Origin of the sequence: Streptomyces sp. NBC_00663, assembly GCF_036226885.1 — a bacterium.
GTDB lineage: Bacteria > Actinomycetota > Actinomycetes > Streptomycetales > Streptomycetaceae > Streptomyces.
Genome location: NZ_CP109027.1, coordinates 6,387,298 through 6,406,295 on the forward strand (window position 1 = coordinate 6,387,298; position 18,998 = coordinate 6,406,295).

An 18,998-nucleotide genomic window follows, 5' to 3' on the forward strand; every position below is an offset into this window, starting at 1 on the left:
GTTCATGTCCCTGGAACAGCTCTCCGCCCCGCAGGAGGTGGACCCGGCGGCGGACATCTTCTCCCGCGGCGCGAGGGTCGCCGTCGCCGCTTCGGGCAAGGGCCCCTTCGGCAGCCCGAGCCCCTACGAGACTTCGCTCCGCGTGGTCGAGGCAGCCCGGAACTCGCCGCCATACCCCCGGAGTTGCTCCCCTTCGTCCATCCATCTCTGCCTGGAGAAGAAGCCCAAGCCCCGCGCCACGGCGCACGAGTTGCTCCACCTCCTCCGCGACGCCACCCTGCCCACCACCGCCCCCCGACCCTCGTGGACCCCCCCGCGCCTCCGCCAACGCCGTACCCACCTCAGGCCGGCCACCACGGCCTGCACCGCCGCCCTCGCGGCCCTGGCCACCACCGCACTCGCCCTCACCAGCGACGAGATCATGGACACCCGCTTCGCCCCCGCCGACGGCGCCAACACCTGTGGGCGGCCCATCGAGTCGACCGCCGAGAACACCGACTTCGGCGGAAGCAGCTCTGGCGCGGGCACGATCATCGGCGCCGCGACGGCCGCGTGTACGTCTACGGCGCCGACGACCGGCCCACCGGCGACCGGACGGCGTACCCGGCCCGCCACTCGGTCCAGGCCGTGGGCGCTGCGTCGTCACCGTCTACGGCGGATCCGGAAACCAGTACGTCCTGCTCGACGCGGGGACCGGCCAGGTCCGCTGGAAGCGCCCCCTGCCACGGTGAAGGTCAACGGCCAGGCCGACATCGTCGGCCGCCTGTGGGGAGGCGACTCCGGCGTCGAACCCTCGGGCCCGCCCACCGCCTCCCGCACCCACCTGCACCTGGCGTCCCCGTGGACGGCTCCCCGTCCGGCGCCCCCTCACTCTTATGGGCGACGCGCTCTACGTCCCGGACGGCCTGCGCTCCGTCTGCACGGTCGTCGTACGAACCCACTGACCTGGTACGACGACTGGTACGACGAAAGGGCCCGGTTCCTGAGGAACCGGGCCCTTCGCGACACAGAGCGGGCGACGGGAATCGAACCCGCGTAGCTAGTTTGGAAGACTAGGGCTCTACCATTGAGCTACGCCCGCACACGACGCGCCGCAGGTCAGGTGACCGCGGCACTGAAGGCATCGTAGCGGGTCGGCCCCCCTTGCCGCACACCCCGGGCTCCCTTGCCGCGCACCCCGTAAATGCGGCGGTCCCATGGCCTGCGGGCATGTACCCTACGTGTCGCACCAGACGGGGTGTGGCGCAGCTTGGTAGCGCGTCCGCTTTGGGAGCGGAAGGCCGTGGGTTCAAATCCCGCCACCCCGACCACCTTCCTTGATCGCCTTTTGGGGCGTGTCGTGGCTGCGGTTACTATGCAAGCTGCATGCCCGTGTGTCTCTCGTCGGACCTGACGACGTCCTCCGGGCGGCGAATCCGCCGGAGCCGTTCTGGCCCCGGCAGAATCCAAGAAGTCAGCCACAAGGAGACCGAACCGTGAAGAGCGCCGTTGAGAACCTGAACCCGACGCGGGTTCGGCTCACAGTCGAGGTGCCCTTCGAGGAGCTCAAGGACAGCCTCGACGCGGCGTACAAGAAGATCAACCAGCAGGTCACGGTGAAGGGCTTCCGTAAGGGCAAGATCCCGGCCCGCGTCATCGACCAGCGGTTCGGCCGCGGTGCGGTCCTGGAGGAGGCGGTCAACGACGCGCTTCCGAAGTTCTACACCGAGGCGGTCAACGAGGCCGACCTGGACGTCCTCGGCCAGCCCGAGGTCGACATCACGGAGCTGAAGGACGGCGACACGCTGAACTTCACCGCCGAGGTCGACATCCGCCCCGCCCTGGAGATCCCGGACTACTCCGGTATCGAGGTCGAGGTCGACGCCGTCGAGGTCACCGAAGAGGACGTCGACAAGTCCGTCGAGCAGCTCCGCGAGCGCTTCGCCTCGACCTCCCCGGTCGAGCGCGCCGCCGAGGAGGGCGACGTCGTCACGATCGACCTGGAGGCCAAGGTCGACGGAGAGGTGCTGGAGGACGGCATCGCCAGCGGTGTCTCCTACACCATCGGCTCCGGCGAGCTCCTCGAGGGCATCGACGACGCCGTGAAGGGCCTGGAGGCCGGTGGCGAGGCCACCTTCACCTCCGAGCTGAAGGGCGGCTCCGCGGCCGGCAAGGAGTCCGAGGTCACCGTCAAGGTCTCCCAGGTCGCCGCTCGCGAACTGCCCGAGCTGGACGACGAGTTCGCGCAGCTCGCCTCGGAGTTCGACACCCTGGAGGAGCTGAGGGCGGACAGCCGCAAGCGCCTCGAGAACATGAAGCAGTACGACCAGGCCACCCAGGCCCAGGAGCGTGTCCTGGAGAAGCTCCTGGAGCTCGTCGAGGTGCCCGTCCCCGAGAAGCTGCTCGAGGACGAGATCAACACCCGCAAGCACAACCTGGAGCACCACCAGCTCGGCCAGATGGGCCTGGACCTCGAGAAGTACCTGGAGATCCAGGGCAAGACGGTCGAGGAGTTCGACACCGAGACCAAGGACGCCGCGGTCAAGGGCATCAAGACCCAGTTCGTCCTGGACGCCCTGGTCAAGCGCGAGAAGCTGAACGTCAACCAGGAGGAGCTCACCGAGCACCTCATGCGCCGTGCCGCTTCCTCCGGTATGTCCCCCGACCAGTTCGCCCAGGCGGTCGTCGAGGGCGGCCAGGTTCCGCTCCTCGTCGGTGAGGTCGCCCGCGGCAAGGCCCTGGCCGTCGTGGTCGAGGCCGCCACGGTGAAGGACACCAACGGCGAGGTCATCGACCTGGACGACGAGGACGAGGTCGAGGAGGCCGCCGAGGTCGCCGCCGAGGCCACCGAGGCCGACGCCACCGAGGCCGCCGCCGAGGAGAAGACCGAGGGCTGAGACGCCCACGGCGCCATGTAGGCCGTAGGACGGGCCCCGGGTCACCCATGACCCGGGGCCCGTCCGGCTACCCGGTGGTGTTCCCGCCGGGGCCCGCGCGCTACGCCCCCGGCGAACAGCCCGTTATCCGGGATTCCCCGAAGGGACCAGCGCGTTAGGGTCCATGAATACGAGGGCAGTGGAGTCCCCGAAACAGCTCCAGCCCGCAGGGAAACGTGAAGACGGCCCGGCGCCGTCGTAAGACGAGCAGGTGGATACGTGACGAATCTGATGCCCTCCGCCGCCGGCGAGCCTTCCATCGGTGGTGGCCTCGGCGACCAGGTCTACAACCGGCTGCTCAACGAGCGGATCATCTTCCTCGGCCAGCCGGTCGACGACGACATCGCGAACAAGATCACCGCACAGCTGCTGCTCCTTGCCGCCGCGGACCCCGACAAGGACATCAACCTCTACATCAACAGCCCCGGCGGCTCGATCACGGCCGGCATGGCGATCTACGACACCATGCAGTTCATCAAGAACGACGTGGTGACCATCGCCATGGGCCTCGCCGCTTCCATGGGCCAGTTCCTGCTCAGCGCGGGTACCCCGGGCAAGCGTTTCGCGCTGCCGAACGCCGAGATCCTGATCCACCAGCCCTCCGCGGGCCTGGCGGGTTCGGCTTCCGACATCAAGATCCACGCCGAGCGGCTGCTGCACACCAAGAGGCGCATGGCGGAGCTCACCGCCCAGCACACCGGTCAGACGTTCGAACAGGTCACCCGTGACTCCGACCGCGACCGCTGGTTCGACCCCGAGGAGGCCAAGGAGTACGGCCTCATCGACGACGTCATCACCGCGGCCGTCAACATGCCGGGCGGCGGCGGCACCGGGGCCTGAACCCCGCCGCGAGGCCCGTGAAGGCCCCGCAGAGCCCCCAGCCGACCGCCTCAGCTCCTAGGAGACAGACAGTGAACGACTACCCCGGCAGCGGCCTGTACGACCGCACCAGCGCCGAGTACACGGGCCCCTCGGCGGAGTCCCGGTACGTGATCCCGCGCTTCGTCGAGCGCACCTCGCAAGGCATCCGCGAGTACGACCCGTACGCGAAGCTCTTCGAGGAGCGCGTGATCTTCCTCGGCGTCCAGATCGACGACGCCTCCGCCAACGACGTCATGGCGCAGCTGCTGTGCCTGGAGTCGATGGACCCCGACCGGGACATCTCGGTCTACATCAACAGCCCGGGCGGCTCCTTCACCGCCCTCACGGCGATCTACGACACGATGCAGTTCGTGAAGCCCGACATCCAGACGGTCTGCATGGGCCAGGCGGCCTCCGCCGCCGCGATCCTGCTGGCCGCCGGTACGCCGGGCAAGCGCATGGCGCTCCCGAACGCTCGCGTGCTGATCCACCAGCCCTACAGCGAGACGGGCCGCGGTCAGGTCTCCGACCTGGAGATCGCCGCCAACGAGATCCTGCGGATGCGCGGGCAGCTGGAGGAGATGCTGGCCAAGCACTCCACCACGCCGATCGAGAAGATCCGCGAGGACATCGAGCGCGACAAGATCCTCACGGCCGAGGAGGCGCTTTCGTACGGTCTGGTGGACCAGATCATCTCCACCCGGAAGATGAACAACGCCGCAGTCCGCTGACGCGACTGCTGTATCGTCTGCCGCCCCTTGGCACGGTTCGTGTGCTTTGACACGCTGCACGTCAAAGTGAACCGGGCCAAGGGGGGCCCGAACGGGGGGCCAGGCAAGGTACCGTCGGATTAAGGCAGCACCAGGAGCCGCTGGATTCGAAAGCGTCCAGGCGTCTCCCAGGCGAAGGGGAAGCACACCGTGGCACGCATCGGTGACGGCGGCGATCTGCTCAAGTGCTCGTTCTGCGGCAAGAGCCAGAAGCAGGTCAAGAAGCTCATCGCAGGGCCCGGTGTCTACATCTGCGACGAGTGCATCGATCTCTGCAACGAGATCATCGAGGAAGAACTCGCGGAGACGAGCGAGGTGCGCTGGGAGGAACTCCCCAAGCCCCGCGAGATCTACGAGTTCCTCGAGGGCTATGTGGTCGGCCAGGAGGCGGCGAAGAAAGCCCTCTCCGTAGCGGTCTACAACCACTACAAGCGCGTCCAGGCCGGCGAGAACGGCGGCGGCAACGGCCGTGACGACGCGATCGAGTTGGCGAAGTCCAACATCCTCCTGCTGGGCCCCACAGGCTCCGGCAAGACGCTCCTCGCGCAGACGCTCGCCCGCATGCTCAACGTCCCGTTCGCGATCGCGGACGCAACCGCGCTCACCGAGGCGGGTTATGTGGGCGAGGACGTCGAGAACATCCTGCTCAAGCTCATCCAGGCGGCGGACTACGACGTCAAGAAGGCCGAGACCGGGATCATCTACATCGATGAGATCGACAAGGTCGCGCGGAAGAGTGAAAACCCGTCGATCACGCGGGACGTGAGCGGCGAGGGCGTGCAGCAGGCGTTGCTGAAGATCCTGGAGGGCACGACGGCTTCCGTCCCGCCCCAGGGCGGCCGCAAGCACCCCCACCAGGAGTTCATCCAGATCGACACGACGAACGTCCTGTTCATCGTGGGCGGTGCCTTCGCGGGCCTGGAGAAGCTCATCGAGTCCCGCGCGGGAGCGAAGGGCATCGGCTTCGGCGCGACGATCCGCTCGAAGCGCGAGCTTGAGGCCAAGGACCAGTTCGAGGACGTCATGCCCGAGGACCTGGTGAAGTTCGGGATGATCCCGGAGTTCATCGGCCGTCTCCCGGTCATCACCTCGGTCCACAACCTCGACCGCGAGGCCCTCCTCCAGATCCTGGTGGAACCCCGCAACGCCCTGGTCAAGCAGTACCAGCGCCTCTTCGAACTCGACGGCGTGGAACTGGACTTCGAGCGCGAGGCCCTGGAAGCCATCGCCGACCAGGCCATCCTCCGCCAGACCGGCGCGCGAGGCCTGCGCGCCATCATGGAGGAAGTCCTCCAGGGCGTGATGTACGAAATCCCGTCCCGCAAGGACGTGGCGAGGGTCGTCATCACGGCAGACGTGGTCCACTCCAACGTCAACCCGACGCTGATCCCGCGGGACGCGCGCAATGGCCGTGGCCCGGGGGAGCAGAAGACGGCGTAACGGCCGTACAGAAACGAACGAAGGGGCCCCGGTCAACCGACCGGGGCCCCTTCGCAGTTGACGAACGTCAGACCTTCACGCGTACGTCGTTGCGGAGCTTGGCGGCCAGCGCGGCCGCTTCGTCGATCGACCCGCTCTTGCCCGCCACCAGCGTGGCCATGTCGTACGAGACCACGTACGCGAGCGTGCTGTGGTCACCCCAGACGCAGATCGGCATGGTGACGCTCTGGCCGGACTCGGTGGACTTCATCTCCTGGCACTTCATGATGCCGTTCTCGAAGCCGGCCGGCTTGAACTCCTTGGGAGAGCCCTCAAGCGTGACGCCGGAGTCCTTGTCCTTCTGGGACTCCTTCTTCAGCTGGGCGAACATCGCGTCGACGACCTTCTCCGGGTCGTCGATGCTGCCGTAGACACCCTGGAACATCAGGTTCTTCGCGGTCAGCTCCGACCCCGCGGTGTAGCCGGCGCTGACGTCCTTGGCGTCCTTGACGCCCCACGCCTCCGCGTCCTTCACATCGCTCTCGGTGAGCGTGTCGGCCTCGGAGTCGTCGCTCTTCTTGTACTCGCTGTCGATGACCGTCGCCGGCGTCGTCAGCTTGTACGTGCCGTCGTCCGCGATGTCGGAACCGCCATCACTGCCCCCCTTGAGCAGCAGCGTCGCCCCCACCGCGATCGCCGCGACCACAGCCACCGCGCCGATGATGATGCCGAGCTTCTTCTTGCCGCCGCCCGGGGCCGGGGGCTGCGGGACGCCGTACGGGGCCTGGCCGTAAGGGGGCTGCTGGCCGTACGGGGGCTGGCCCTGGGGCGGGACGCCCTGCGGGGGCTGCTGCGGGTAGCCGTAGCCCGGCTGCTGCGGCTGAGCGGGCTGCTGGGGGTAGCCATAGCCGGGCTGGGGGGCCTGCGGCGGCTGCTGGCCGTACGGACCCGGCTGGCCGTACGGTCCGGGCTGCTGGGGCTGCCCGCCGTACGGGCCCGGCTGGTTGTAGCTCATTTCCTGGGTTCCCCTCCAGATACTTATGTGTTCCTGACATCCTTGCGCAGGCAGGGCAGAGCCACCGCATCGGGGGGCCCACCGTTACAGAACAAACGCGTTTCGGGACACGCCCGGGACACCCCTAAACTGACCCCGTGACCGAGAACGCTCAGCAGCAGCCTCCAGCGCCCAACACCGAACTGCCGACCCAGTACGCGCCGGCCGACGTAGAGGGGCCGCTGTACGAGCGCTGGGTAGAGCGTGGTTACTTCGAGGCCGACGAGAAGAGCGACAAGCCGCCCTACACCATCGTCATTCCGCCTCCCAACGTCACCGGCAGCCTCCACCTCGGGCATGCCTTCGAGCACACCCTCATCGACGCGCTGACCCGCCGTAAGCGCATGCAGGGCTTCGAGACGCTCTGGCAGCCCGGCATGGACCACGCCGGTATCGCCACCCAGAACGTCGTCGAGAGGGAGCTCGGCAAGGAGGGCAAGTCCCGGCACGACCTCGGGCGCGAGGCCTTCGTCGAGCGCGTCTGGCAGTGGAAGGGCGAGTCCGGCGGGCAGATCTCCGGACAGATGCGCCGCCTCGGTGACGGTGTCGCCTGGTCGCGTGAGCGCTTCACCATGGACGAGGGGCTGTCCCAGGCCGTTCAGACCATCTTCAAGCGGCTCTACGACGACGAGCTGATCTACCGCGCCGAGCGCATCATCAACTGGTGCCCGCGGTGTCTGACCGCGATCTCCGACATCGAGGTCGAGTACCAGGACGACGACGGCGAACTCGTCTCCATGAAGTACGGGGAGGGCGACGAGACCATCGTCGTCGCCACCACCCGTGCCGAGACCATGCTCGGTGACACCGCCGTCGCCGTTCACCCCGACGACGAGCGCTACAAGCACCTGGTCGGCAAGCTCATCAAGCTCCCGCTGACCGACCGCTCCATCCCGGTCGTCGCCGACACCCACGTCGACCCCGAGTTCGGCACCGGCGCCGTCAAGGTCACCCCGGCCCACGACCCGAACGACTTCGAGATCGGCCAGCGGCACGACCTGCCGGCCATCACGATCATGGACGAGCACGCCGTCATCACGGCCCACGGTCCCTTCCAGGGCCTGGACCGCCTGGAGGCCCGTTCCGCGATCGTCGCCGCCCTGCGCGCCGAGGGCCGGATCGTCGCCGAGAAGCGGCCGTACGTCCACTCCGTCGGCCACTGCTCGCGCTGCAAGACCACCATCGAGCCGCGTCTGTCCATGCAATGGTGGGTCAAGGTCGGCCCGCTGGCGAAGGCCGCCGGTGACGCGGTCCGCGAGGGCAAGGTCAAGATCCACCCGCAGGAGATGGAGAAGCGGTACTTCGACTGGGTCGACAACCTCCACGACTGGTGCATCTCACGGCAGTTGTGGTGGGGCCACCGGATCCCCGTCTGGTACGGCCCGGAGGGCGAAGTCGTCTGCGTCGGTCCCGACGAGGAGCCCCCGACCGGCGAGGGCTGGCGTCAGGACACCGACGTCCTCGACACCTGGTTCTCCTCCGGCCTGTGGCCCTTCTCCACCCTCGGCTGGCCCGAACAGACCGAGTCGCTCGCGAAGTTCTACCCGAACTCCGTCCTGGTCACCGGCTACGACATCCTCTTCTTCTGGGTCGCCCGGATGATGATGTTCGGCCTGTACGCGATGGACGGCACCCCGCCGTTCCACACCATCGCCCTGCACGGCATGGTCCGCGACCAGTTCGGCAAGAAGATGTCGAAGTCCTTCGGCAACGCGGTCAACCCGCTGGACTGGATGGACAAGTACGGCTCCGACGCGCTCCGTTTCACCCTCGCGCGCGGCGCCAACCCCGGCGTCGACGTCCCGATCGGCGAGGACTGGGTCCAGGGCTCCCGCAACTTCGCCAACAAGATCTGGAACGCCACCCGCTTCGCGCTGATGAACGGCGCGACGGTGGACGGGCCCCTGCCGGAGCCGTCGGCGATGTCGGCGACGGACCGCTGGATCCTCTCCCGCCTCAACTCCGTCGTCGCCGAAGTGGACGCCCTCTACGAGGACTACCAGTTCGCCAAACTCTCCGACGCCCTCTTCCACTTCGCGTGGGACGAGGTCTTCGACTGGTACGTCGAGCTGTCCAAGACGACGTTCCAGGCGGGCGGCGAGCCGGCCGAGGTCAGCAAGCGCGTCCTCGGCGAGGTCCTCGACGTCACCCTCAAGCTGCTGCACCCGGTGGTCCCGTTCGTCACGGAGACCCTGTGGACCACCCTCACGGGCGGAGAGTCGGTCGTCATCGCGGAGTGGCCCAAGGACAGCGGCTTCCGTGACACGGCCGCCGAGCGCGAGATCGAGTCCCTCCAGTCCGTCATCACCGAGGTCCGCCGCTTCCGCGCCGACCAGGGCCTCCAGCCCGGCCAGCGCGTCCCGGCCCGCCTGACCCTCGACGGCACGGCGCTGGCGCCCCACGAGGCCGCCATCCGCCAGCTCCTGCGCCTCCAGCCCGAGGGCGACGCGTTCACGGCCACGGCGACCCTCCCGGTCGCCGGCGCCGAGGTCGCCCTCGACCTCTCCGGCACCATCGACGTCGCGGCGGAGCGCAAGCGCCTCGCCAAGGACCTCGCGTCGGCGGAGAAGGAGAAGGCCCAGGCGACGGCGAAGCTCGGCAACGAGGCCTTCCTGGCCAAGGCCCCGGACAACGTCGTGGACAAAATCCGAGGCCGCCTGGCAAAGGCGGACGAGGACATCGCGAGGATCCAGTCCCAGCTGGACAAGCTGCCGCCCGCGTAAGTCGTTCTGCGTGGCTGAGGGCCCCGGCGCTGTGAAGCGCCGGGGCCCTTGCCGTCCCTCAGGGGCGCGGGGAACTGCGCGACCAGCCACGGACAGCCCGCATCCGCCGTACAAAGATCAGGCACCCCACTCCATAGGCGAGCTGTCAGCCCCCCTCCGTAGACTGACCCCGTGAGCGACACCGACGACCCCTTCGACGAGATCATCTCGGCAGAAACAGACCGCGACCCCGACCTCGCGGTCATCGAGGCCGGCAGCCGCACCCTGCGCACCCAAGGCACCCCGCCGGAGGCACAGGTACCGGCCCGCCCCGAGGACCCCGAGCTCGACAAGGCCCTCAGGGACGTCGAGGCGGAGCTCGCCACACGCTGGGGCGAGACCAAGCTGGAGCCCTCCGTCAGCCGCATCGCCGCGCTGATGGACGTCCTGGGCGAGCCGCAGCGGTCGTACCCCTCGATCCACATCACGGGGACGAACGGCAAGACCTCCACGGCCCGCATGATCGAGGCCCTGCTCGGCGCCTTCGAGCTGCGTACGGGGCGCTACACCAGCCCCCACGTGCAGTCCGTCACCGAGCGCATCAGCCTCGACGGGGCGCCGATCTCCGCCGAGCGGTTCATCGAGACGTACGAGGACATCAAGCCGTACATCGAGATGGTGGACGCGCAGCAGCAGTACCGGCTGTCCTTCTTCGAGGTGCTGACCGGCATGGCGTACGCCGCCTTCGCGGACGCGCCCGTGGACGTGGCCGTCGTCGAGGTCGGCATGGGCGGCACCTGGGACGCGACCAATGTGATCGACGGGGACGTCGCCGTCGTCACGCCCATCGATCTCGACCACACCGACCGGCTCGGCGAGACGCCCGGCGAGATCGCCAAGGAGAAGGCGGGCATCGTCAAGCAGGACGCGACGGTCATCCTGGCCCAGCAGCCGGTCGACGCCGCTCAGGTGCTGCTCAAGAAGGCGGTCGAGGTCGACGCCACGGTGGCTCGGGAAGGGCTCGAGTTCGGCGTCGTCGCGCGGCAGGTCGCCGTCGGCGGGCAGCTGCTGACGCTGCGCGGGCTCGGCGGGGAGTACGAGGAGGTCTACCTCCCGCTCCACGGCCCCTACCAGGCGCACAACGCGGCCGTCGCGCTCGCCGCCGTCGAGGCGTTCTTCGGCGTCGGCTCGCAGCGGCCCGAGCCGCTCGACATCGACACCGTCCGCAAGGCCTTCGCGGCCGTGTCCTCGCCGGGCCGGCTGGAGGTCGTACGGCGCTCTCCCACCGTCGTCCTGGACGCCGCCCACAACCCGGCGGGCGCCCGCGCCACCGCCGAGGCGGTCGGTGAGGCCTTCGACTTCAGCCGGCTGATCGGCGTGGTCGGGGCGAGCGGCGACAAGAACGTGAGGGGGCTGCTGGAGGCCTTCGAGCCGATCTTCGCGGAGATCGTGATCACACAGAACTCCAGCCACCGCGCCATGGACGCCGACGAGCTGGCCGCGATCGCCGTCGAGGTGTTCGGCGAGGAGCGGGTCCAGGTCGAGCCGCGGCTGCCCGACGCCCTGGAGGCCGCGATCACGCTGGCCGAGGAGGAGGGCGAGTTCGCGGGCGGCGGTGTCCTCGTGACCGGTTCCGTCATCACTGTCGGCGAGGCCCGACTGCTTCTGGGGAGGGGCTGACCACCCGTGCGTACGCTCTGTTCTTCGACCCTGATCGGCGAGTTCTTCGTCATCGGTTTCGCCGCGCTGGTCGCGATGAAGGACGACGATCTGTCCTCGTCCACGGTGTGGACGGTCAGCGGCATCGCGATGTTCCTGTGCCTGGCGCTGTGCGGCGTGCTGACCCGGCGGGGCGGCGTCGCCCTCGGCTGGGCCCTGCAGATCGCCCTGATCGCCTCCGGGTTCGTGGTGCCGACGATGTTCTTCCTGGGCGCGGTCTTCGCCGCGCTGTGGTGGGCCTCGGTGCACTACGGCCGGAAGGTCGACGAGGCGAAGGCCAGGTTCGCGGCACAAGCGGCACAGGCCGAGGCCCCTACACCTGACGCTGCGTAACAGGCGGCCGGACACGCCCTGTAACCTCGGTCTTCCCGCACCCGCTTGACACGCTTGACTAAGGAGTCTCCTCGTGACGCAGCGCACCCTCGTCCTCCTCAAGCCCGACGCCGTCCGTCGTGGCCTGACCGGCGAGATCATCAGCCGTATCGAGCGCAAGGCCGGCTGGCAGATCACCGCGCTGGAGCTGCGCACGCTGGACCAGGAGACGCTGGAGCAGCACTACGGCGAGCACAAGGGCAAGCCGTTCTACGAGCCGCTGGTGGAGTTCATGGCCTCCGGCCCGGTCGTGGCGCTGATCGTCGAGGGCGAGCGGGTCATCGAGGGAGTGCGGTCGCTGGCCGGTCCGACCGACCCGATCGCCGCCGCGCCCGGTTCGATCCGCGGTGACTTCGGCGTGATCGTCCGTGAGAACCTCATCCACGCCTCCGACTCCGAGGAGTCCGCGGAGCGCGAGGTGAAGATCTTCTTCCCGGGACGCGCGTAACGCGTGCGGCAGTCGTGAAAGTCCGGGGGGCCGCCTCCGGACTTTCTTGGCATATGCGTGGCGATCGAGGGAACGCGCACCCCCGAACGCTCCTCTCCAGAAGCGAACACCGTCGGCATCTGCTGACAATGGCGGAGACCCTTACGCAGTGTTCGTGCGGGCGCCATTACGATGGAAGCCTTCACGTCACAGCACCCACTTCGCCGACCTGAAAAGCCCTCAAAAGCTCCCAGGAAGGCCAGACGAATCCTGATGGGGAACTCAATGTCGTTCATCGGCCGTGACATGGCTGTCGACCTCGGGACCGCCAACACGCTGGTGTACGTCAGGGGTCGCGGGATCGTACTCAACGAGCCGTCCGTCGTCGCGATCAACACCAACACCGGTGGCATCCTGGCGGTCGGCGCCGAAGCGAAGAAGATGATCGGGCGCACGCCCGGCAACATCGTTGCCGTCCGTCCGCTGAAGGACGGCGTCATCGCCGACTTCGAGATCACCGAGCGGATGCTCCGCTACTTCATCCTGAAGATCCACAAGCGGCGGTATCTGGCTCGTCCGCGGGTCGTCGTCTGTGTGCCCTCGGGCATCACCGGCGTCGAGCGCCGTGCCGTCATCGAGGCGTCGTCCCAGGCCGGCGCCCGTCAGGTGCACATCATCGAGGAACCCATGGCCGCGGCCATCGGCTCCGGCCTGCCGGTCCACGAGGCCACGGGCAACATGGTGGTCGACATCGGCGGCGGCACGACGGAGGTCGCGGTCATCTCGCTCGGCGGGATCGTCACCGCCCAGTCCATCCGCGTCGCGGGCGACGAACTGGACAACGCGATCATCCAGCACATCAAGAAGGAGTACTCCCTCCTCCTCGGTGAGCGCACGGCCGAGCAGATCAAGATCACGATCGGTTCGGCGTACGACCTCGACGCTGACGAGCACACCGAAATCCGCGGCCGGGACCTCGTCTCCGGACTGCCCAAGACCGTCGTCATCTCGGCCGCCGAAGTCCGCAAGGCGATCGAGGAACCCGTCAACGCGATCGTGGACGCGGTGAAGACGACCCTCGACAAGTGCCCGCCCGAGCTGTCCGGCGACATCATGGACCGCGGAATCGTTCTGACCGGCGGCGGCGCCCTGCTGCGCGGTCTCGACGAGCGGCTGCGCCGGGAGACCGGCATGCCGATCCACATCGCCGAGGACCCCCTCGACAGCGTGGCGCTCGGATCCGGCAAGTGCGTGGAGGAGTTCGAGGCGCTCCAGCAGGTCCTGGACGCCCAGCCGCGCAGATGACGTAACTCTTCGATTCCGCCGTACGAGATGATCTCCTCTCGTACGGCGGATCGTTGATATAGAGGCATAAGCTCGCCCCTACACATCCGCGCATACACACCCGCACATTCCTGAACACTGCACATTCCTATTGAGGAAGGCACGGCCGCCGCACGTGAGGGACACACGAGAGAGCCGGCTGCTCCTGGTGCTGCTGATCGCCATCGCTTTCGCACTGATCACGGTGGACATCCGTGGCGGGGAGGACTCACCGGTCGACGGTGCCCGTCAGGGCGCGGCCACGGTCTTCGGCCCGATCGAGGACGGCGTCTCCGCCGCGGTGAACCCGGTCGGCAACGCGATCTCCTCGATCCGCGACTCCGGTGAGCGGCACGACCGGCTCGCCGCCCTGGAGAAGGAGAACGCGGCTCTCAAGGCGAGGCTCGGCAGCGACGACCGCAACGCCAGCCGCCTCAAGCAGCTCAACAAGATGATGGGCATCGCGGCCGAGGGCCAGTACGGCATCAAGGGCGCCGAGGTCATCGCCATAGGAGCGGCCCAGGGCTTCTCCTGGACCATCACCATCGACGTCGGCTCCAACGACGGCATCAAGCGCGACATGACCGTCCTCAACGGCGACGGACTGGTCGGCCGCGTGACGACGGTCGGCCCGAACACCGCCACCGTCCTGCTCGCCAACGACCCCGACTTCACCGTCGGCACCCGCATGGAGGCCGGCGACGAGCTCGGCTTCGCCTCCGGGCAGGGCGACCGCCCGCTGCGCGTCGAACTCCTCAACGGCAAGGCCGAGGTGAAGAAGGGCGACCGCCTGGTCACCTTCGGCTCGCAGGCCGACAAGCCCTTCGTGCCCGGCGTCCCGGTCGGTGTCGTCGCCCGTGTCGACCCCTCCGGCGGCGGCCTGACCCGCACCCTCTACGTCACGCCGTTCGTCAGCTTCACCAAGCTCGACGTCGTCGGGGTGGTCGTCGAGGCCCCGAAGAAGGACCCGCGGGACACGGTGCTGCCGGACAAGCCGAAGCCGACCCCCACCCCGACCGTCACCGTCACGGTCACCCCATCGGCGAACGCCAATGCCGACGGCCAGTTCGAGCAAGAGCAGTAGGAGCTGATTCCCCTTGCGTGTCAACCGGATCCTGCTCTCCACCTCCCTCGTCGTCGTCGCCCTGGTCCTCCAGGTCAGCGTCCTGTCCAGACTCCATCTCCCAGGCGCCGTCCCCGACATCCTCCTGCTGACCGTCCTCGGCCTCGCCATGGTCTACGGCCATGTCGGCGGCGCCCTCGTCGGGTTCGGCGCGGGACTCCTCGCCGACCTCGCGCCACCCGCGGACCACGCCGCCGGCCGCTACGCGCTGGTGCTGTGCGTCATCGGCTACCTCGCAGGCCTCGCCAAGCCGGAGAACGGCCGACTGAAGTCGGCCACCGGCCCGATGGTCGTCGTGGTCGTCGCCGCCCTCGGCACGACGCTGCTGTACGCCGGTGTCGGCGCCCTCGTCGGTGACACCGCCGCCCGTCATGTCGGCCTCGGCAGCCTGCTGTTCACGGCCGCGCTGTACGACCTGCTGCTCGCGCCCTTCGTCGTCCCCGGCATCATGGCGCTCGCCCGCCGCGCCGAGAACGACCCGCTCGCGGAGACCAACTCCTCCGCCAAGAAGGCCACCGACATCTCGTCGGGGTGGCTGTCGTCCGGCACCGGTCTGAAGATCGGCGGGCAGCGCGGCGGCCTCGGGTCATTGAAGACCAAGGCACGGACGCGGACCGCGCGCGTCGGTCGCATCAAGGGGGTCAAGCGGCTGTGAGGGCGGGTGTGTTGAGGCCGGACCAGTCGGCTGCGGGTTCAGGTGCCCGCGCGCGGAGCGCGCTGGTGGACGGATCACTCGAACGGGTTTGCCGGGGCGGAACGAGCGCTCACAGGTCAGCCGTTCATCATGCGTACGCGCACACAACTCGGCGCACTGAGAGGGGGCGGCAGCCGCAGTGACCAACATCCCCGAGACCGGTCGGACTCCACGGGTCCAGATCAGGCTCATCGTGATCCAGATCCTCGTCCTGTCCCTCCTCGGCACCCTCGGCGGGCGCCTGTGGTACCTCCAGATCCGCGAGGGCGACGAATACGCCAAGGAGGCGTCGGGCAACCACGTCCAGCAGGTCGTCGAGCCCGCCGTCCGCGGCTCGATCCTGGACGCCCGCGGAGTGCCCATCGCGGACAACGAGACCCGGCTGGTGGTCTCCGCCTCCCGCACGGACCTGCTGAAGATGAAGGACGACGGCAAGGCCGTCCTCACCAAACTGGCCAAGGTCCTCGGCATGAAGCCCGAGGAGGTCATGCTGAAGGTCCGCCTCTGCGACGCCAAGACCCCGCAACCCTGCTGGAACGGCTCGCCGTACCAGCCGATCCCCATCACCGACGAGGCCACCGCCAAGCAGGCCCTCCAGATCCGCGAGCGCGCCGAGGACTTCCCCGGCATCACCGCCGAGCCCGAGGCCGTGCGCCGCTACCCGAGCCCCGGCAAGGCCAACACCGCCCAGGTCCTCGGCTATCTCTCCCCGGTCACCGACGAGGAGATCACCAAGGCCCAGGACACCGACTCGCCCTATCTGCGCTCCGACCAGGTCGGCCGCTCGGGGCTTGAGCGGGAGTACGACAAGGAACTGCGCGGCAAGGCCGGCGTCACCCGCTACGAGGTCGACAACCTCGGCCGCGTCATCGGCCAGGCCGAGGCCGACGAGGCCCAGCCTGGCGCCAACCTCGTCACCAGCATCGACTCCCGCGTCCAGCGCGTCGCCGAGTACGAGCTGAACGAGGCGATGAAGGAGGCCCGCAAGCAGTTCGACGACAACACCGGCGAGAACTACAAGGCGGACTCCGGTGCCGTCGTCGTCATGGAGGCCAAGACCGGCCGGATCGTCGCCATGGCCTCCAACCCGACCTACGACCCCAACGCCTGGGTCGGCGGCATCTCCGCCAAGGACTACAAGAAGCTGACGGGCAAGAGCTCCAACTACCCGCTGCTCAACCGGGCCATCCAGGGCCAGTCGGCGCCCGGCTCCACCTTCAAGGTGATCTCCACGGCCGCCGCCGTCGAGGCCGGCTACGACTTCGACGGCCGCTACCCGTGCACGAGTTCCTACTCGGTCGGCGGCCAGGTCTTCAAGAACTTCGAGTCGGAGAACTTCGGCCCCATCAACCTCGGCCGTGCCCTTGAGGTCTCCTGCGACACCGTCTTCTACGGCCTCGCCCACAAGGAGTGGCAGCGGGACGGCGGCATCAACCCGAAGAAGGGCGAGCCGAACGACTACTTCTTCAAGGCCGCCCACCAGTTCGGCCTCGGCAAGACCACCGGCATCGACCTGCCCAACGAGGTCACCGGCCGCGTCCCCGACCGCCAGTGGAAGCAGGCGTACTGGGAGGCCAACAAGGACGCCTGGTGCAAGACCGGCAAGAAGGACGGCACGTACGTCGAGAAGATCTCCTACGAGAACTGCCTCGAAGGCAACAAGATGCGTGCCGGTGACGAGATCAACTACTCCATCGGCCAGGGCGACACCATGGTCACCCCGATCCAGATGGCCACGATCTACTCGGCGATCTCCAACGGCGGCACCCTCTACAACCCGACGGTCGGCAAGGCGATCGTCAGCGCCGACGGCAGGTCGGTCGACGAGATCGCGCCCAAGTCCCACGGCAAGCTGCCCATAAGCAAGACCACGCTGGCCAAGATGAACGACGCCCTCGCGGGCGTGGCCACCCGCGGTACGGCCGCCTGGCGCTTCGCCCAGGTCGGCTGGCCGCAGGAGAAGATCCCGATGCACGCCAAGACCGGTACGGCCGAGGTCTACGGCAAGCAGACGACGTCCTGGTTCGCCACGTACACCAAGGACTACTCGGTCGTGATGACGATCTCCCAGGGTGGTACGGGCTCCGGCGCCTCCGGTCCGGCCGTCCGCAACATCTACGACGCGCTGTACGGCGTCGCCGACGACGGCACCATCACCAAGAAGAACGCGCTGCTGCCCACCCCGCAGAAGAGCCTGCCGAAGGTCCGCACGGACGGCACCATCAAGTCGCCCAAGGTCGCCAAGGACCCGGCCAAGGAGCAGCGGGTGAACCAGGAGGGCGCCCCCGAGCCCGACGAGACCACGCTGGCGGCGACCGTCGAGAAACCGGCGACGGGCAACCGCAACACCCGCAGGCGGCGCCGGAAGCGCGGAAGCCGGAGGATGTGCACATGACCGGCAACAGCTTCTCCGTCTCCGGGTACGGCCCCGAACGCGCGGGCTGGACGCGGCTGTTCGCCCGTGACTCGCTGGCCCGCCGACTGGACTGGCCGATACTGTTCGCGGCGCTCGCCCTCTCGGGGATGGGTTCGCTGCTGGTCTTCTCGGCCACCCGCAACCGCACCGAGATCAACCAGGGCGACCAGTACTACTTCCTGATCCGACACATCATGAACACCGGCATCGGGTTCGCCCTGATGATCGGCACGGTCTGGCTCGGCCACCGCGCCCTGAGAACCGCCGTGCCGATCCTCTACGGCGCCTCGGTGTTCCTGATCCTGATGGTGCTCACCCCCCTGGGCTCCACCGTCAACGGCGCCCACTCCTGGATCGTGCTCGGCGGCGGCTTCTCCCTCCAGCCCTCGGAGTTCGTGAAGATCACGATCATCCTGGGCATGGCGATGCTGCTGGCGGCGCGGGTCGACGCGGGCGACAAGCCCTACCCGGACCACCGGACCGTGTTGCAGGCCCTGGGCCTGGCCGCCGTACCGATGCTCGTCGTCATGCTGATGCCCGACCTCGGGTCGGTCATGGTCATGGTCATCATCGTGCTGGGCGTGCTGCTCGCCTCCGGCGCCTCCAACCGGTGGGTCTTCGGACTGCTCGGCACCGGGGCGACGGGCGCGATCGCGGTCTGGCAGCTCGGCATCCTGGACGACTACCAGATCGCCCGCTTCGCCGCCTTCGCCAACCCCAGCCTCGACCCGGCCGGCGTCGGCTACAACACCAACCAGGCGCGGATCGCGATCGGTTCGGGCGGTCTGACCGGCTCGGGCCTGTTCCACGGCTCGCAGACCACCGGCCAGTTCGTCCCCGAGCAGCAGACCGACTTCGTCTTCACGGTCGCGGGCGAGGAACTCGGCTTCGTCGGCGCGGGCCTGATCATCATCCTGCTCGGCGTCGTCCTGTGGCGGGCCTGCCGGATCGCCCGCGAGACGACGGAGCTGTACGGCACGATCGTGGCCGCGGGGATCGTGGCCTGGTTCGCCTTCCAGTCCTTCGAGAACATCGGGATGACGCTGGGCATCATGCCGGTCACCGGACTGCCGCTGCCGTTCGTGTCCTATGGCGGAACCTCGATGTTCGCGGTGTGGGTCGCGGTGGGACTGTTGCAGTCGATCAAGGTGCAGCGGCCGATGTCGGCGTAGCGCCGCGCAAGCAGACCTTTACGGGGGAGTG

General features: G+C 68.3%; 15 protein-coding genes and 2 tRNA genes. 15 read left to right on the top strand and 2 right to left on the bottom strand.

The features are described from left to right. The first annotated feature begins 4 nt into the window (after positions 1–4). A complete protein-coding gene (locus OG866_RS29175) occupies positions 5–1,039 on the top strand; it encodes a hypothetical protein (protein ID WP_329339242.1) in 1,035 nt (344 codons plus the stop codon). On the opposite strand, the gene OG866_RS29180 is transcribed toward OG866_RS29175, so the two are convergent. Continuing rightward, positions 1,011–1,081: transfer RNA gene (locus OG866_RS29180), tRNA-Gly, on the bottom strand. The two genes, OG866_RS29175 and OG866_RS29180, sit on opposite strands and share 29 nt — an antisense overlap. A gap of 152 nt (positions 1,082–1,233) precedes the next feature. Here OG866_RS29180 and OG866_RS29185 point away from each other — a divergent pair. The 5 genes from OG866_RS29185 to clpX all read left to right on the top strand — a co-directional run bounded on the left by OG866_RS29185 (position 1,234) and on the right by clpX (position 5,986). Beyond that, positions 1,234–1,310: transfer RNA gene (locus OG866_RS29185), tRNA-Pro, on the top strand. Positions 1,311–1,475: 165 nt separating this feature from the next. Next, positions 1,476–2,876, top strand: coding sequence for a trigger factor (gene tig, locus OG866_RS29190; RefSeq protein ID WP_329339244.1), 1,401 nt, complete (start codon positions 1,476–1,478; stop codon positions 2,874–2,876). Between the two features lie 258 nt (positions 2,877–3,134). Continuing rightward, the gene (locus tag OG866_RS29195) at positions 3,135–3,755 is read left to right on the top strand and encodes an ATP-dependent Clp protease proteolytic subunit (protein WP_329339246.1); all 621 of its coding nucleotides are present in this window, start codon (positions 3,135–3,137) and stop codon (positions 3,753–3,755) included. Between the two features lie 71 nt (positions 3,756–3,826). Beyond that, positions 3,827–4,507 carry an ATP-dependent Clp protease proteolytic subunit gene (locus tag OG866_RS29200; RefSeq protein WP_329339247.1) on the top strand — a complete coding sequence of 227 codons (681 nt, stop codon included), beginning with the start codon at positions 3,827–3,829 and terminating at the stop codon, positions 4,505–4,507. Between the two features lie 189 nt (positions 4,508–4,696). Then, on the top strand, positions 4,697–5,986 hold the full coding sequence (gene clpX / locus OG866_RS29205) for an ATP-dependent Clp protease ATP-binding subunit ClpX (RefSeq protein WP_329339248.1): 1,290 nt from the start codon (positions 4,697–4,699) through the stop codon (positions 5,984–5,986). A gap of 67 nt (positions 5,987–6,053) precedes the next feature. On the opposite strand, the gene OG866_RS29210 is transcribed toward clpX, so the two are convergent. Then, entirely contained in the window at positions 6,054–6,980 is a 927-nt protein-coding gene (locus OG866_RS29210; RefSeq protein ID WP_329339250.1) for a hypothetical protein, read from the bottom strand. Between the two features lie 137 nt (positions 6,981–7,117). Here OG866_RS29210 and OG866_RS29215 point away from each other — a divergent pair, with 137 nt between their 5' ends. The 9 genes from OG866_RS29215 (at position 7,118) to rodA (ending at position 18,967) form a co-directional block, all read left to right on the top strand. After that, positions 7,118–9,742, top strand: coding sequence for a valine--tRNA ligase (locus tag OG866_RS29215; protein WP_329339252.1), 2,625 nt, complete (start codon positions 7,118–7,120; stop codon positions 9,740–9,742). A gap of 171 nt (positions 9,743–9,913) precedes the next feature. Then, entirely contained in the window at positions 9,914–11,401 is a 1,488-nt protein-coding gene (folC, locus tag OG866_RS29220; RefSeq protein WP_329339254.1) for a bifunctional tetrahydrofolate synthase/dihydrofolate synthase, read from the top strand. 6 nt (positions 11,402–11,407) lie between these two features. Further along, positions 11,408–11,773 (top strand): DUF4233 domain-containing protein, encoded by a 366-nt coding sequence (locus tag OG866_RS29225; protein WP_329339256.1) that lies wholly within the window; start codon positions 11,408–11,410, stop codon positions 11,771–11,773. Between the two features lie 73 nt (positions 11,774–11,846). After that, positions 11,847–12,260, top strand: a complete 414-nt coding sequence (gene ndk, locus OG866_RS29230; protein ID WP_329339258.1) for a nucleoside-diphosphate kinase — start codon at positions 11,847–11,849, stop codon at positions 12,258–12,260. 264 nt (positions 12,261–12,524) lie between these two features. Beyond that, positions 12,525–13,544, top strand: a complete 1,020-nt coding sequence (locus OG866_RS29235; protein WP_004931372.1) for a rod shape-determining protein — start codon at positions 12,525–12,527, stop codon at positions 13,542–13,544. 154 nt (positions 13,545–13,698) lie between these two features. Continuing rightward, positions 13,699–14,646, top strand: a complete 948-nt coding sequence (gene mreC / locus OG866_RS29240) for a rod shape-determining protein MreC (protein WP_329339260.1) — start codon at positions 13,699–13,701, stop codon at positions 14,644–14,646. 13 nt (positions 14,647–14,659) lie between these two features. Beyond that, a complete protein-coding gene (mreD, locus tag OG866_RS29245) occupies positions 14,660–15,340 on the top strand; it encodes a rod shape-determining protein MreD (RefSeq protein WP_194076418.1) in 681 nt (226 codons plus the stop codon). 178 nt (positions 15,341–15,518) lie between these two features. Then, positions 15,519–17,774, top strand: coding sequence for a penicillin-binding protein 2 (gene mrdA, locus OG866_RS29250; protein ID WP_329339264.1), 2,256 nt, complete (start codon positions 15,519–15,521; stop codon positions 17,772–17,774). Then, on the top strand, positions 17,771–18,967 hold the full coding sequence (gene rodA, locus OG866_RS29255; protein ID WP_329339266.1) for a rod shape-determining protein RodA: 1,197 nt from the start codon (positions 17,771–17,773) through the stop codon (positions 18,965–18,967). The genes mrdA and rodA overlap by 4 nt, the downstream gene beginning before the upstream one ends. Positions 18,968–18,998 lie beyond the last annotated feature (31 nt).